The organism is Streptomyces sp. NPDC102406 (assembly GCF_044765725.1).
Classification (GTDB): Bacteria; Actinomycetota; Actinomycetes; order Streptomycetales; family Streptomycetaceae; genus Streptomyces.
This window is the reverse complement of sequence record NZ_JBIWKP010000004.1, coordinates 382,793-397,266: the sequence shown is the minus strand read 5'-3', so window position 1 is coordinate 397,266 and position 14,474 is coordinate 382,793. Positions and strand designations below refer to the sequence as shown.

16 protein-coding genes are annotated in these 14,474 nt (G+C 74.1%); 4 read left to right on the top strand and 12 right to left on the bottom strand.

Going from position 1 to position 14,474, the window contains the following annotated elements:
• Positions 1–14 precede the first annotated feature (14 nt).
• Positions 15–560 (top strand): PadR family transcriptional regulator, encoded by a 546-nt coding sequence (locus ACIRF8_RS19915; protein WP_404216636.1) that lies wholly within the window; start codon positions 15–17, stop codon positions 558–560.
• 19 nt (positions 561–579) lie between these two features.
• On the opposite strand, the gene ACIRF8_RS19910 is transcribed toward ACIRF8_RS19915, so the two are convergent.
• The 11 genes from ACIRF8_RS19910 to ACIRF8_RS19860 form a co-directional block, all read right to left on the bottom strand.
• Complete coding sequence (locus ACIRF8_RS19910; RefSeq protein ID WP_404216634.1) at positions 580–1,680, bottom strand: Gfo/Idh/MocA family protein; 1,101 nt, start codon at positions 1,678–1,680, stop codon at positions 580–582.
• A 101-nt stretch (positions 1,681–1,781) separates the two neighbouring features.
• The gene (locus ACIRF8_RS19905) at positions 1,782–2,282 is read right to left on the bottom strand and encodes a hypothetical protein (protein ID WP_404216632.1); all 501 of its coding nucleotides are present in this window, start codon (positions 2,280–2,282) and stop codon (positions 1,782–1,784) included.
• Positions 2,283–2,454: 172 nt separating this feature from the next.
• On the bottom strand, positions 2,455–3,450 hold the full coding sequence (locus ACIRF8_RS19900) for a fibronectin type III domain-containing protein (protein WP_404216630.1): 996 nt from the start codon (positions 3,448–3,450) through the stop codon (positions 2,455–2,457).
• 160 nt (positions 3,451–3,610) lie between these two features.
• Positions 3,611–4,024, bottom strand: coding sequence for a PTS-dependent dihydroxyacetone kinase phosphotransferase subunit DhaM (locus ACIRF8_RS19895; protein WP_404216628.1), 414 nt, complete (start codon positions 4,022–4,024; stop codon positions 3,611–3,613).
• Entirely contained in the window at positions 4,021–4,629 is a 609-nt protein-coding gene (gene dhaL, locus ACIRF8_RS19890; protein ID WP_404216626.1) for a dihydroxyacetone kinase subunit DhaL, read from the bottom strand. Before dhaL ends, ACIRF8_RS19895 begins: the two co-directional genes overlap by 4 nt.
• 44 nt (positions 4,630–4,673) lie before the next feature.
• Positions 4,674–5,666 carry a dihydroxyacetone kinase subunit DhaK gene (dhaK, locus tag ACIRF8_RS19885; RefSeq protein WP_404216624.1) on the bottom strand — a complete coding sequence of 331 codons (993 nt, stop codon included), beginning with the start codon at positions 5,664–5,666 and terminating at the stop codon, positions 4,674–4,676.
• Positions 5,667–5,786: 120 nt separating this feature from the next.
• Complete coding sequence (locus ACIRF8_RS19880; RefSeq protein WP_404216622.1) at positions 5,787–6,377, bottom strand: YitT family protein; 591 nt, start codon at positions 6,375–6,377, stop codon at positions 5,787–5,789.
• Positions 6,370–6,954 (bottom strand): TetR/AcrR family transcriptional regulator, encoded by a 585-nt coding sequence (locus tag ACIRF8_RS19875; protein ID WP_404216620.1) that lies wholly within the window; start codon positions 6,952–6,954, stop codon positions 6,370–6,372. Before ACIRF8_RS19875 ends, ACIRF8_RS19880 begins: the two co-directional genes overlap by 8 nt.
• A 124-nt stretch (positions 6,955–7,078) precedes the next feature.
• Positions 7,079–7,273, bottom strand: coding sequence for a hypothetical protein (locus ACIRF8_RS19870; protein WP_404216618.1), 195 nt, complete (start codon positions 7,271–7,273; stop codon positions 7,079–7,081).
• A gap of 722 nt (positions 7,274–7,995) precedes the next feature.
• Complete coding sequence (locus tag ACIRF8_RS19865) at positions 7,996–8,961, bottom strand: VOC family protein (protein ID WP_404216616.1); 966 nt, start codon at positions 8,959–8,961, stop codon at positions 7,996–7,998.
• Between the two features lie 178 nt (positions 8,962–9,139).
• Entirely contained in the window at positions 9,140–9,829 is a 690-nt protein-coding gene (locus tag ACIRF8_RS19860) for a TetR/AcrR family transcriptional regulator (RefSeq protein WP_404216614.1), read from the bottom strand.
• Positions 9,830–10,015: 186 nt separating this feature from the next.
• Here ACIRF8_RS19860 and ACIRF8_RS19855 point away from each other — a divergent pair, with 186 nt between their 5' ends.
• The 3 genes from ACIRF8_RS19855 (at position 10,016) to ACIRF8_RS19845 (ending at position 13,467) form a co-directional block, all read left to right on the top strand.
• Positions 10,016–10,816, top strand: coding sequence for an SDR family NAD(P)-dependent oxidoreductase (locus tag ACIRF8_RS19855; protein ID WP_404216612.1), 801 nt, complete (start codon positions 10,016–10,018; stop codon positions 10,814–10,816).
• 66 nt (positions 10,817–10,882) lie between these two features.
• A complete protein-coding gene (locus tag ACIRF8_RS19850; protein ID WP_404216610.1) occupies positions 10,883–11,320 on the top strand; it encodes an SRPBCC family protein in 438 nt (145 codons plus the stop codon).
• Between the two features lie 80 nt (positions 11,321–11,400).
• Positions 11,401–13,467 (top strand): ATP-binding protein, encoded by a 2,067-nt coding sequence (locus tag ACIRF8_RS19845; RefSeq protein ID WP_404216608.1) that lies wholly within the window; start codon positions 11,401–11,403, stop codon positions 13,465–13,467.
• Here ACIRF8_RS19845 and ACIRF8_RS19840 read toward each other — a convergent pair.
• Positions 13,447–14,466: a zinc-binding dehydrogenase gene (locus ACIRF8_RS19840; RefSeq protein WP_404216606.1), complete on the bottom strand. Its 1,020-nt coding sequence runs from the start codon at positions 14,464–14,466 to the stop codon at positions 13,447–13,449. The genes ACIRF8_RS19845 and ACIRF8_RS19840 overlap by 21 nt on opposite strands.
• Positions 14,467–14,474 lie beyond the last annotated feature (8 nt).

The following is a 14,474-nucleotide window of genomic DNA, read 5'->3' as shown; positions in this document are numbered from 1 at the left end:
CCTACTCTGGCCCCATGTCACTGCCGCACGCGATCCTCACGGCCCTGTTGGAGAAGCCGTCGTCGGGGCTCGAACTGACCCGCCGCTTCGACAAGTCGTTCGGCTACTTCTGGTCGGCCACGCACCAGCAGATCTACCGCGAGCTCGGCAAGCTGGAGCGCGACGGGCTGATCCGCGCACTGACCCCGGAGGTTCCCGCGCGCGGACAGAAGAAGGAGTACGAGGTCCTGCCCGAGGGCCGCGCGGAACTGGCCCGCTGGACCGCCGCGCCGCAGGACCCCAAGACGCTGCGGGACCCGCTGCTGCTGCGGCTGCGCTCCGCCGCGGTGGTCGGCACGGCCGGGATCGACGCCGAACTGCGCCGCCATCTCGACCTGCACAGGCGGCAGTTGGAGACCTACCGGGCCATCGAGAAGCGGGACTTCCCGCCGGAGAAGGACTCGGTGGCGGACCGCTTGCAGCACGCGGTGCTGCGGGCCGGGCTCGACCTGGAGACCTTCTGGGTGGAGTGGCTGGAGCGGACCCTCGCCGACCTCGGGGCGGACGCCGACGACGAATGAGGCGCCGCCGCGGCGCCCCTCACAAGGTCGCCAGCGTCGGGTCCCAGTCCACCGGCAGCGGTGGCACCCCCGCCACTTGCGCGGGCAGCCGCGCGAACGCGCCCCGCGCCGCCGAGTCCGTCACCGCCGCCATCGTCTGGAGCACATGCAGGGCCAGCGCCCCCGACGCCCGCGGGACACCGCCCGAGCGGATCGCCCGCGCCATGTCGACGACGCCCAGCCCGCGGCCGTCCGTGCGGCCCCGCACGGGCAGCTCCGCCCAGTCGGCCGCGCCGTTGGCCCGCAGCCGCAGCGGCCCGCCGAACGTGTTCGGGTCCGGGACCGACAGCGTGCCCTCCGTGCCGATCACCTCGAAATGGATGTGCGGGCGCGCCGAGTCCCAACTGAACACGGTCGTCGCCGTCGGCCCCGCCGCGAAGTCGAGCAGCGCCGACACATGGGTGGGCACGGCGACGGGGAACGACTGCCCGGCCGCGGGGCCCGCCCCGAAGACCCGACTCTCGCGGGCCCGCCGCACCGACGCCGCGACCCGCTCGACGCCGCCGAACAACGCCACCAGCGCCGTCAGGTAGTACGGGCCGAGGTCGAACAGGGGGCCCGCGCCCGGCTGGTAGAAGAACGCCGGGTCCGGATGCCAGCCCTCGGGGCCCAGGCTGCGCAGCGCCGTCGACGCCGCGACCGGCGCACCGATGTCCCCGGCCCCGACGGCCCGCAGCGCCGACTGGAGCCCCGCCCCGAGGAACGTGTCCGGCGCGCTGCCCACCAGCAGCCCCCGCTCGGACGCCTCCGCCAGCAGTTTCTCGGCCTCGCCGGGCAGCAGCGCGAGCGGCTTCTCCCCGTACACGTGCTTGCCCGCCCGCAGCGCCGCCCGCGCCACCCCGACGTGTGCCGCGGGCACCGTCAGATTCACGACCAGCTCGACCTCCGGCACCGCGAGGGCCGTGTCCGGGTCCCCGGCGACCGGTATCCCGTGGGCGCGCGCCGCCGCCTCGGCCCGGCGCGCGTCGAGGTCGGCGACGGCGAGGACACGTACGTCCGGGAAGCCCGCCAGGTTGGCCAGATACTGCTTGCTGATCACGCCCGCCCCGACGACGGCTATGCCCACAGGACCTGAACTCACGCTGCCCCCACGCATGTCGGCGAACGATCACACGGCTCCGTGGACGGTAAGCCGGGGCGTGCCGCGCCGACAAGAGGGCCGTCGCCGGGGCGGGGGAGCGGTCAGGGGTTGGGCCGCACGGCGCGGCGGCGCAGGTACCAGACGGCGCCCACCGCGGCGGCGATCAGGGCTCCGCCCGCGACGAGCGCGGGCGTCCCGGCCTCCCGCACCGTCCCGCCGAGCCCGCCCCGCACGGCGCCGCTCGGGCGGGGCGTCGCGGAGCCGGCCGGGACCGCCCGGACGGTCACCGGCACCGGCCCCAGGGTCGTCCCGTCGGAGCAGGCGACCACCACCTGGTACGTCCCCGGCGCGACGTCCCGCCAGGTGGCCCCGCCAGAGCCGAGCGCGGCCCGGCTGCCCCCGGCGAAGTCGGCCTGCCCCGACCTCAGCAGCGCGGCGGTGCCGCCGTGCGGGCAGGAGTCCGTCGTGGCCGTCACCGCGGAACCGTCGGCCGCGACGTCGACCCCCGCGGCGGACGCCACCGGCGCCCCGAGGAGCAACGGCAGCGCGGTCGCCGCCGCGACGGTCAGAGCGCGGGGAGCGCGGAGCGATGTGGTGCGCATGATGGCTGCCCTCCGGCGGCACGGGAGGCGGTTCGTCCCGTGCCCCGCCCGAGTCGGCAATGCCCGTGCTGCCTGCCGCCCACTCAACGGACGTACGCCGCCGCCCGCACGCGGGCCGCCGCCGGGCAGGTGACGCGTTCCGTCGTCCGGCCGCCACCCCGGCGACGGGATCTCAGCGCCCGGTCGTCACCGTCCGCTCCGGGGAGAAGGCACCCCACGTACCGTCCGGCAACTGACCCCGGATCTTCACCCGGTGCCGGACGCCCGCCTCCGCGCCGATGTAGAAGCTGTACCGCGCCGTGCCCGACGGCGCGCCCTGCCCCCACATCACCGTCGTCGCCTGGCGCCCGTCCAGGAACACCTGGTACGCGGGGACCTCGCCCCCGGTCTCGGGCGGGGTCCACGCCAGTTCGAGGAAGTACGCCCCGTCGGCGCGCCGCGTCGTCGCGCGGAAGTCGTCCGGCGCGGTCCCCGGCCCGTCGTCCTTGCCGCGCGCCGTGGTCAGCCGCACCGGCTCGCTCGCGGGGGAGACGTTGTCGGCGGCGTCCCGCGCCCGCACGCTGAACGTGTACGCGGTCCCCGGCCGCAACCCGGTCAGCAGGGCCCGCGTCCGCGCGCCGCCGACGCTGTGGATCCTCGTGGCGCCCTGGTAGACGTCGTACGAGACGACGCCCCTGTCGTCCGCCGCCTTCCGCCACGACAGGGACACCGCCCGCGCCCCGTCCACGTGCCCGCGCACCCCCGCGGGCCTGCTCGGCGCGGTGCCGTCCGCGGCGACGGCGGCCGGGGTGGTGACGGTGACGCGGCGGCTCGCGGGGCCCAGGGCGCCGTCCTTGCCGCGGGCCCGCACCGTGAAGACGTAGCGGGACTCGGCGCGCAGGCCGGTGACGTCCACCATGTGCCGCTCGGCGGGCAGCTCCTGGACCCGCGCCGCACCCCGGTACACCACGTACCCGGTGACGTCCGTGGTGCTCACGGGACGGTTCCACATGACGTGCACGGAGGTGGCGCTGCCGGCCTGCGCCGTGACACCGACCGGTTCGGACAGGGCGGGGCCGGCCGCCTTGCCGTCATCGCCCGGGAACAGACCGCAGCCGGTCAGGGCCGTCAGCAGCGCGGCGGCGCAGGCCGCTCGCGGGAGCCAGGTGCGTGGGGGGACGCGTCGCACGGGCGTGCCTTCCGCTCGAACCGGATGGGCACAGACCTGTATTGGTACAGACCTGTAGACGACCTGTATGGCACGAGTCCCGGCTCCGCATCAAGGGGGCGGACGACGGGCGGCCACGGGCCGGGGACGGCGCGGGGCCACCCGTCGCGCATCGGCGGCTCTACTCCTTGCGGTACGTGTACGCCTCCGAAGCCGCCGCCACGACCGCGTCCAGGTCCGCCCCGGCCGACGCGGAGACCACCGCGGCCACCGCGCCCTCCAGGAACGGGGCGTCCACCAGGCGGGTGCCGTCGGGGAGTTCGTCGCCTTCGGCGAGCAGCGCCTTCACGGTGAGGACCGCGCTGCCGAGATCGACCAGGACCGCGACGCCCGAGCCGCGGTCGACCTCGGCCGCTGCCGCGGAGATCCGCTCCGCGCTCGTACCGAAGCCGCCGTCCTCCGTGCCGCCCGCGGCGGCCACGGGGGCGGTGGTGCCGCCCCCGGCGAGCCCCGTGGCCATGCGCGCCACCGCCTCGGCGACGTCGCGGCTGTGCGACACGAGCACGACCCCGACGGGCGCCTCGGGGGCGGTCACGAGGCCTCCCCGGCGGCCTCGGCCAGCGCGCCGATCAGCAGCGCCGACGACGTGGCACCGGGATCCTGGTGCCCGATGCTGCGTTCCCCCAGATAACTGGCCCGGCCCTTGCGGGCCTGGAGCGGCGTCGTCGCCTGCGCGCCCTGCTCCGCCGCCGAGCGCGCCGCGGCGAGGTCCCCGCCGTCGAGCGCGTCGACCGCCGGTACCAGCGCGTCCAGCATCGTCTTGTCCCCGGGCGCGGCTCCGCCCAGCGCGGCCACGGCGTCCACCCCGGTGCGCAGCGCCCGCGCCAGCTCCGCCTCGCTCACCTGTGCGGCGTCGCCGAGCGCCTTGCCGGTGCGGCGCAGCAGCGTGCCGTACAACGGCCCCGACGCACCGCCGACCGTCGAGATCAACTGCCGCCCGGCCAGGGCGAGTACGGCACCCGGAGTGTCGGGCGTGTCCTTGTCGAGGGCGGCCCGCACGGCCGTGAAGCCGCGTTGCAGATTGCTGCCGTGGTCGGCGTCCCCGATGGGCGAGTCGAGTTCGGTGAGCCGGGTGGCCTCGCGGTCCACCGCGGCAGCGGTCGCCGCCATCCAGCGCCGGAAGAAGTCGGCGTCGAGCACATGGTCTCCTTGCGTGGTAGGTACGTGGACGAGGGTGCGGGCTCTCACCTGCCCCAGCGCAGGCCGGCCGTGCTGACCGGCGCGTCCCACAGGCGCAGCAGCTCCTCGTCCGCCTGGCACAGGGTGACGGAGGCGCCGGCCATGTCGAGGGACGTCACGTAGTTGCCGACGAGGGTGCGGGCGACGGGCACACCGCGCTCGCCGAGCACCCGCTGCACCTCGGCGTTGAACCCGTACAGTTCGAGCAGCGGAGTCGCCCCCATGCCGTTGACGAGGACAAGGACGGGGCTCGTCGGGTTCAGGTCCTCCAGGACGGCGTTCACGGCGAAGTCGGCGATCTCCCCCGAGGTCATCATGGGCCGCCGCTCCCGGCCCGGCTCACCGTGGATGCCGATGCCCAACTCCAGTTGCCCGGAGGGCAGATCGAAGGTCGGGGACCCTTTCGCGGGTGTGCTGCACGCACTCAGCGCCACCCCGAAACTCCGTGAACTGTCGTTGACCTGCCGGGCGAGCGCCTCGACCCGCTCCAGCGGCTGCCCCTCCTCGGCGGCGGCGCCCGCGATCTTCTCCACGAACAGGGTGGCGCCCGTCCCGCGCCGTCCGGCCGTGTAGAGGCTGTCGACCACGGCGACGTCGTCGTTCACGAGCACCTTGGCGACCTGGATGCCCTCGTCCTCGGCGAGTTCGGCCGCCATGTCGAAGTTGAGCACGTCGCCGGTGTAGTTCTTCACGATGAACAGCACACCCGCCCCGCTGTCCACGGCGGCGGCGGCCCGCACCATCTGGTCGGGCACCGGCGACGTGAACACCTCGCCGGGGCAGGCCGCGGCCAGCATCCCCGGGCCCACGAACCCGCCGTGCAGCGGCTCGTGCCCCGACCCGCCGCCCGACACCAGCGCCACTTTCCCGGCGACCGGCGCGTCCCGGCGCAGGATCACCCGGTTGTCGACGTCCACGGTCAACTCGGGGTGGGCCGCGGCCATTCCGCGCAGCGCGTCGGCGACGACGGACTCGGCCACGTTGATCAACATCTTCATCAGTACCTCCGCATGACGTCGGCAGGCGGCCCCTGCTGCTGGTGCCACGTCAGTATCGGCGCACTCCCGGTGTCAAGCACCCGTCGCGACGTGGCGGCGCGGCCGGTCGTCGCGTCGGGGTCATCGGATCCGCAGCCGGGGCAGGAAGTAGCCGACGAGGGGACCGATGGCGAGGGCGAAGGCCACGGTCGCCACCCCTACGCTGCCGCCGAGCAGCCGGCCGACGATTAGCACGGACAGTTCGATACCGGCCCGCGCGACCCCTACCGGCGTCCCGCGCTCGGCAAGGCCCGTCATCACGCCGTCCCTCGGCCCGGCTCCGAGGCCGGCGCCCATGTAGAGGCCCGTGGCGACGGCCACGCCCGGTATCGCGGCGACCAGGAGGGCGATGCGCGCGGCCATCTGGTGCACGTCGGGGATCCACGCCATCCCCAGGTCGAGGAAGGGGCCGACGAGCAGGGCGTTGGCGAAGGTCCCCGGGCCCGGACGCTGGCGCAGCGGTATCCAGAGGAGCAGCAGGAGCAGCGATGTCCCGATGACGACCTGCCCGAGCGAGAGCCCGGTGAGCCGGGCGACTCCCTGGGTGAGCACCGTCCACGGGTCGGCTCCGAGATCGGCCTTCACCAGCATCGCCAGGCAGAACCCGAACAGGGCGAGGCCGCACACCATCCTGACGGCGCGCTCCACGGGCCGGTCGGTGAGGCTACGCATGGCGGTCGGCCGCCGCGGCGACGAGGGTCCGGGCCGCCCGCGCCGCGTCGGCGGTGGCGGCGGACGCGACCTCGTGCCCGTGGACGACGACGCGCGCGGCCACGCCGTCGATCAGCAGGAGGAGCTGGGACGCGACCTGCTCCGGGTCGGCGAGGCCCGCCTGCGCGCACAGCTCGCGCAGGACCCCGACCAGCCACGCCTTCTCCTCCTGGACGGACCCGGCGATCAGGGCGTCGGCCGGTGACGTCTCGGCCGCGGCGTTGATGAACGCGCACCCCCTGGCCCCCGCCTCCTCGTACCAGGCCGTGAGCCAGGCGAAGACCCCCAGCAGCCGTTCCTCGCCCGGCTCGTACGCGGCCAGCCAGGCGTCGAGTTCGGCCGTGCGTCGCTCGTGCCGCGCGCGGAGGGCTTCGGCGGCCAAGGCGGACTTGGACGGGAAGTGGGCGTAGAGGGTCGGCTTCGTCACGCCTGCCTCGCGTACGACGGTGTCGACGCTCGTGGCCACGATGCCGCCGGTGTAGAAGACGTCTTCCGCTGCGGCGAGGATGCGGGCGCGGGATGTCGTGTGGCGAACCATTCCCTAAACTTACCAGTTAGTTAGATTAAGCGCGGGGCGAGGGCTCTGGCCGCAGGGTGGAGATGGGCGGCGGCGAGGAGCGTGTGCAGCGCGGGCAGGGCGAGTACCGCCCAGAGCGGTGGCGCTACCGCGACCGGAGCAGTGCTTCCACTGTGTAGGAGATGTACGGGTCCGAGGTGACGCCGCCGAGCGCCGCCCCGCGCGCCACACTGCCCAGCGGCGCGGCGACCCGCCGCACCAGGAGCCAGAGGGCGCCCACGGACACGGCGCCGAGAAGACAGACGCCGGCCAGCCAGGGCAGGGCGGCGCGCCGCCGCATGAGTGTCGCCGAGCGGCCGGTCGTGTGAGGCCGCCGGAGCCGGCAGGAACAGCGCGCGGACCAGAGCCGCACCCGGGGCGAGCATCAGCGCGAGGCCGCCCAGAGTGTCGAACGGGCCTTCGCCACGGAACGGGTCGAGCCCGGTGCACGTGTCGAGCGCGAAGCCCACGCCCGCGCAGAGGGCCGCGCTCACCCGCATCGGCGACAGCGTGCGAACGCCGCGCAGCAGGAGCACGACGAAGACCGGGCCGAGCCGTGAGCGGGTGTGCCGCCACAACAGACGTACGCCCAGGGTGCGACCCGTTCCGTGGCGGCGACGCACAGCGCGCAGGCCGTCTGGACCACCGCGCCGACGAGGCCGACGATCGGCAGGGAGCAGTACGGCGGAGGGATCGGCCGAGAAGGCGTCCTCGGACTGCCGGGCGGCGATCCGATCCTTCCACGCCTGCGTGAGCGCGGGCCGGGCCAGCAGCAAAGCCCCCGCCGTCGGCAACGCCCCGGCCACGCCGCCGATCGCGACGACGCAGAGGACGAGCACGGGCAACGACCTGCCCTGACGCCGGACCGCGCCGAACACGGGCCGGGCGCCCTGCCCGACCGCGCACTGTTCCTGACTCTGTGCCAACTGACTCACCAGAGGTGTGACTCGGTTGAGTCCGTGTGCGGGGGCCGGGGGTGCGCCCCGCGCGTCTTTGCCGCGGCGAAAGGGGGCTCCGGTGGGTTCAGAACGTGGGGAGCTTCCCTGTCCTCGCCCAGTGCTCCATCACCGGCTTCGCGGCGGCATCGGCCAGTTCGATCCGGATTCCCTTGTCGTCGTACGACGTGATCGCGGCGATCGGGTCCGCGCCGGCGCCCATCCGCATGACGGCGTCCATGCCGAAGCCCTGGGAGCCCAGCCGGGCGAGCCGGGACGTCATGTCGGTTTCCCAGCAGGCGTAGTACATCAGGGCGCCCGCACGGGAGGGGCCGAAGACGCCGTCGCCGGTGGCCTCGATCAGTTCGATGTACGGCTCGCGGGTGCGGGATATCGCCTGGCGCTGGCGGAACGGCGCGTGGACGACGTCCCCCTCTTCCTGATGCGGGGACTCGGTCCAGGCCGCGTCGGTGAAGGGCACCCCGAACACCGTGGCGCATCGCTGGATCGCCGCGTCGATGTCCGGCACGACCATGCCCACGTGGTAGTAGGACGCGGGCAGGGGGCCCTTCGACGCCTCCTGCCTGGCCTTGTCGGTCATGCGGTCCCTCAGGGCCGGGGCCACGTAGCAGATCCGGGTCCCGCACAGATCGGCCTCGGTGATGATCATTTCGGGTGGCGCGTCCGCCGTCGCCGCGTACGTCGCGGCGATCCCGACGCCTTCCGCCTCCAGCTTCCGCAACCGCTCGGCGGGGTCCTCCTCCCACCAGCCCCAGTAGGCGAGGGAACCCACCTGCTCCCGGCCGAACACGTCGTCCGGCTCGTCCACCGCCTCGACCAGGACGAAATAGGGCTCCTGCGTGAGCGACACGCTCATGCGCAGGGAGGAACGGGCGCTGCCGCCCGTGAGGACGTGGTGCTCGGGACTGCTGAAAGAGACGCCGAACACGTCCTCGAACCTGACCGCCGCTTCCTCGATGTTCTCTACGACCAGGGCGGTGTGGGAGAACGAGGTGGGGAGGTCGTGTGCTGCTTCGTCCGTCGTCTCGGGCATGCTTCCGCTTTCCTCGCGCGCGACGCCCTCGTGAGAGGAGGGCCGCGACGTGTCCGTTCGTGGTGACACGTCACACGCTAGAACCGGCCGACCCGTCCACCGCTGCGCCCGCAGAGGGAGAAGAACGCCCCGCCTCCTCCTTGGGACCCCCTTCTCAGGAGGGAGGGCGCGGCTCCCGTCAGGCCGCCGGGGCGGGCGGCCCGGAGCCGAAGACGCTGCGGATCCACACCTCGGCGAGCGCGGCCACGCGCTGGTCGTCGGGGATGCGCGGCTCCATGCCGACCAGGGCGGCGTACAGGTTGCGCTCGCTCATCCACACCAGGGTGGTGGCGAGGGTGGCGGCGGGTGTGCCCGCCGGGGCGCGGCCCGTGGCACGCTCCTGCTCGATCCAGGCCGTGGCCGGTGTGATGAACAGGTCGAGCAGCCCGGTGTAGACGGCTCGCAGCTCCGCGTCCGACGCCATGGCGTCCGACGCGGCCAGCACCACCGGCGCGTGCTCCCGCCACAGGGTCAGGATCTCGGCGTAGTTGGTCTCGAACGTCCGCTGCGGTGTCGGGTCGGCCTCGGTGGTGCCGAAGCCGCGCAGCGCGATCTCCAGCTTGTCCTGCATGACCCGCTCCAGCAGGGCCGCCAGCAGGGAGTGCTTGGTGTCGAAGTAGAAGTAGAACGTGGGCCGCGAGATGCCCGCCTTGGCGGCGACCTCCCCGACGGAGATCTCCGCGAACGGCTTCTCCGCCAGCAGGGTCTCCGCGGCGGCCAGCAGCGCCTCCAGACGGCGGTCCCCCCGGCTCGCGGGGCGCGCCCAGCTACGGGGGGCGGCCTGAGCCGGTTCTCGGGATGCGCTCGTGTCGGTGCGTCGGGCTGCCACGCCAGTTCCTCTCGTTCCGCGGCTCCCGTCCCGCGCCCGCGGCGATGCCGGCCGGTGGGGAGCCTGCCCATCGTAGCCAGCGGGGGAGGTGGTCGGGTGGCGCGGACTCAACAGGTGTTGGTTTAAGGTGACACATGTCGAGCGGCGTGCGTCGAGTGACGCCGCATCCCATCGAAAGGGGCCCACGTGGCAACCATCCTGATCACCGGCGCGTCCGACGGCCTCGGCCGCGCGCTGGCCGAGGATCTCGCGGCGGACGGCCACCGCCTGCTGCTGCACGGCCGCCACCGGGGGCGGCTCGCCGAGGTCGCCGCCGCCACGGGCGGCGAGGTCTACCCCGCCGACCTGTCGTCCCTCGCCGCGACCAAGCGGCTCGCCGCCGACGTCCGCGCCCGCCACGACCGTCTCGACGTCCTCGTCAACAACGCGGGCGTGGGCTTCCGCGGCGCAAGCACCCAGCGGGACCTCTCCCAGGACGGTCACGAACTCCGTCTCGCCGTGAACTACCTCGCGCCGGTGCTGCTCACCCGCGAACTCCTGCCCCTGCTGCGCGAGGGCGCCCCCGCACGCGTCGTCAACGTCGCCTCCGTCGGCCAGCAGCTCCTCGACTTCGACGACCCGCAGCACGAACACCGCTTCACCCAGGCCGACGCCTACTGCCGCTCGAAGCTCGCGCTGATCAGCCACACCGCCGACCTCGCGGAGCAACTGGCCGGCTCCGGCATCACGGCGAACTCCGTCCACCCCGCGACGTTCATGGCGACCACCATGACCAAGTCCTCCGGCATGCCGAGCCAGGAGCCGCTGGAGAAGGGGGTGGCGGCCGTCCGACGCCTGGTGGACGCCGCCGATGTCGCCGACGTGAGCGGCGCCTACTTCCACAGCGAGGAGAAGGCCGACCCTTCGGAGCCGGCCGCTCTCGACCCCGCCTACCGCAGGCGTCTCGCCGCGCTCACCCAGAACCTCCTGGACGCCGCGGGCGTCTAGGGCGTGTTGCGAAAGCCCCGCCCCGCCCGCCTTCTTCCCTCTCCCACCTCTTCATCAGGAGCATCCATGGCACACACGTACGTCAGCGCCGTCGTCCCCGCCGGCGCCGCATCCGTATGGCAGGTCGTCCGCCCCTTCGACGGCCTGCCGCAGTGGCATCCGGCCATCGAGTCGAGCGTGCTGGAGGAAGGCGAGGCCGCGACGGTCGGCGCGCTGCGGCGCCTGCGCTTCGCCGGCGGGGACACCACGGTGCTGGAACGCCTGACAGCGCTCGACGACACCGCACGCGCCTTCACCTACGAACTGGTCGAGCACCCCTTCCCCGTCCGGCGCAGCGTCTCCACGCTGCGGGTGCTGCCCCTGACGGACACCGGCGAGGCATTCGTCGAGTGGTCGGCCGAGTCGCAGGAGGACGCGGGGGACTCCGCCGCCGCGCAGAAGCTCGTGGCGGACCTGTACGGCAGCGGCCTGTCCGCGCTCCAGCGGTATTTCGCCACCCGTTAGGGTTGCCGGGCGAGGACGGGCCGTCGTGAGAAGGCCCTGCTGGGAACGCGGCACGCACGTGGCGTGCGGGAGGGCACGAGATGGAAGCGCCGCCACACGGCACGGTCGCCGAGCGCGTGAACACGGCGAGGGACACCGCGTTCGTCGGCAGAAGGACCGAACTGGCGCTGCTGCGTGACTCCCTCGCCGGTCGCCCCGGCGCCGCCTCCGTGCTGTACGTGCACGGCCCCGGCGGGATCGGCAAGTCGACGCTCCTGCGGCAGTACGCGAAGGAGGCCCGCGCCCTCGGCCGCCCCGTGGTCCACGTCGACGGACGGGCCCTGACCGCGGCGCCGGAGGCGTTCGAGAAAGCGGCCGCGGCGGCCGTGCGCGCGCCGGGCACGCTCCTGCTCATCGACACCTTCGAACACTGCCAGAGCCTGGAGGGCTGGCTGCGCGAGGAGTTCCTGCCGGGCCTCGCCGACGACGTCCTCGTGGTCGTGGCGGGCCGGCGGGCGCCGACCGTCGACTGGGTGACGGACCCCGGCTGGGCCGGCCTGCTGGCGGTGGTGGAGCTGGCGGACCTCGGCGCCGACGAGGCGGAACTCTTCCTGGAGCGGCGGGGGATCGCCCCCGCCGAGCGGGGGCCCCTGCTCGCCTTCGCCTCCGGTCACCCGCTCGCCCTGGCGCTCGCCGCCCACACGGCGCGGACCACGGGCATCGACCTGCCCGCGTCCGGCGCCTGGAGACCCGCCCCGGAGGTCGTCGCCGCCTTGCTGCGCCAGATCCTGGGACACCTGCCGGGCCCGCGCCACCGCCTCGCCCTGGAGGTCTGCGCCCAGGCGCATCTGACGACCGAGACACTGCTGCGGGCCGTGGTGGGCGAGGACGCCCCGGAACTGTTCGCGTGGATGCGCGAGCAGCCGTACATCGACCACTGCGCCGAGGGGATCTTCCCCCACGACGTCGTCCGGGAGGCGCTGGCGGCCGACCTGCGCTGGCGGGACCCGGAGAGATTCGACCGCCTGTACCGGAAGCTGCACGGACACCTGCTGGAGCGGATCGGCTCCGCGCCGTCCGAACGGCTGCTGCACACGGTCGGTTCCCTCCAGTTCCTCTACCGAGGGGAGGGACACATGGACCAGAGCCACCTGTGGCACCTGCCCGGGCTCGTCGACGACCACCCGTACGGGCCGTCGGACGAGGCCCAGGTCCTCGCCCTCGCCGAACGGGCGGAAGGCCCCGACTCGGCCGGGACGGTCCGGTACTGGCTGCGGACCCGGCCCCAGGACTTCCGGGTGCAGCGGCTGCGCGGCACGGCGCCCGCCGTGGCCTTCTCCGCCTGGCTGCGACCGGAGCCCGCCCAGGGCCGCGAGCACGACCCGGTCGCGGCCGCGGCCTGGGACCATGTGACGTCCCACGGTCCGCTCGGGCCCGGCGAGCACATCGCCCTCGGCCGCTTCCACGTCCACCCGCGCCACTACCAGCGGCCCTCGCCCGTCATGGACCTGATGCTCTGGCGCATGTTCGGCGAACTCCTGCGGGACAGTGGACTGGCGTGGTCGTTCATCGTGCTGCGCGACGACGGGTTCTGGGACGCGCACATGGAGTTCTGCGACATGACAGCGCTGGAGCGGCCCGTCGTCGTCGGCGGATCGGCCTACCGGCTCTTCGCCCACGACTGGCGCGACCTGGCACCGCGCGCGTGGCTGACGGAGAAGCAGCGCACGCTGCTGTCCGGCACGGACCCGGGGACCGCGAGCGCGGGCGCTCCCGATCCCCCACCGCTCCCCGGCGCCCCCGAACCCGCGTTGAGCCGCCCGGAGTTCGCCGCCGCCGTCCGGGCCGCGCTGCGTGACCTGACGCGGCCGGAGGCCCTGGAGCTGAACCCTTTGCGGCACAGCCGCCTGGTCACCGACCACGGCACGAAACTGCGGGACGTGCTCACCCACGCCATGGCGTGCCTCGTCACCCGGCGCGGAGGGGACAAGGCACTGCGGGTCGCCACCCTCGCCTTCGTGGAGGGGGCACCCACCCAGGAGGCGGCTGCCCGGCGCCTGGGCATGCCGTACAGCACCTACCGGCGCCACCTGGCCGCCGCGATCTCCCACATCGAGGAGATCATGTGGCGCCACGAGGAGACCGGCCTACCGCTCCTGCCCCCGTGACGCCGCCGCGGCCTCCGGTCGCAGGACGACCTTGCCGACGGTGGCCCGGGTCTCCAGGGCGTGGTGCGCCCGCGCCGCACGGGCGAGCGGGAAGGACTGGACGACAGGGCTCAGCCGCCCCTGCGCCGCCCACCGCAGCGCTGTCTCCTCCAGTCGGCGGATACCGCCCGGCAGCCCGAACAGCGCCGGTCCCACCGCCAGTTGGGAGGTGATGCCGTACGCCTCCAGCTCCTCGGGGGAGAAACCGGTGAACCGGCCCTCGTCGGAGACCCAGCCGAAGTACAGGTGCCGGCCTCCCGCACCGAGCGACTCGGCCGCGGCCCGCCCGAGCCGGCCGCCCACCCCGTCGAGGACGACGGTCGACGGTACGCCGCCCAGCGCCTCGCGCAGGTGCTCCTCCCAGCCGGGCAGGGTGTAGTCCACGGCGCCGTTCGCACCCTGCTCCCGCACCACCTCCAGCTTCCGCGGGCTCCCGGCCAGGCCCACGACCACGGCACCCGCCCGCCGTGCCGCCTGCACGAGCAGCGTGCCCAGGCCCCCGGCGGCAGCCGTGACCACGACGACGTCCCCGGCGGACAACGCGGCCTGCTCCAGGATGCCGACCGCGGTCCGCCCGGTCCCGATCATGGTGACGGCGGTGTCGTCGTCGACCCCGTCGGGGACCCGGTGCAGGGAGTCGGCCGATGTCACGGCATGCGTGGCGTAGCCGCCGTTGCGCTCGTGCCCCAGGTAGGCGGCCACCCGCTGACCGAGCCATTCCTCGGCGACGCCCGCGCCGACCGCGTCGACCACGCCCGCCGCCTCCCGGCCCGGTGTCATCGGCAGGCGCGGCAGGGCCATCCCCATCTCGCGGCCCGCGCGCAGCACGGTGTCCATGACGTGGACCCCGGCGGCGGTGACGGCGACGCGGACCTCGCCCGGGCCCGGCGCCGGGGTGTCCACCTCCTCGTACACCAGCATGTCCGGTGCGCCGAAGGCGTGTTGCCGTATCGCGTACATGGTTCTTC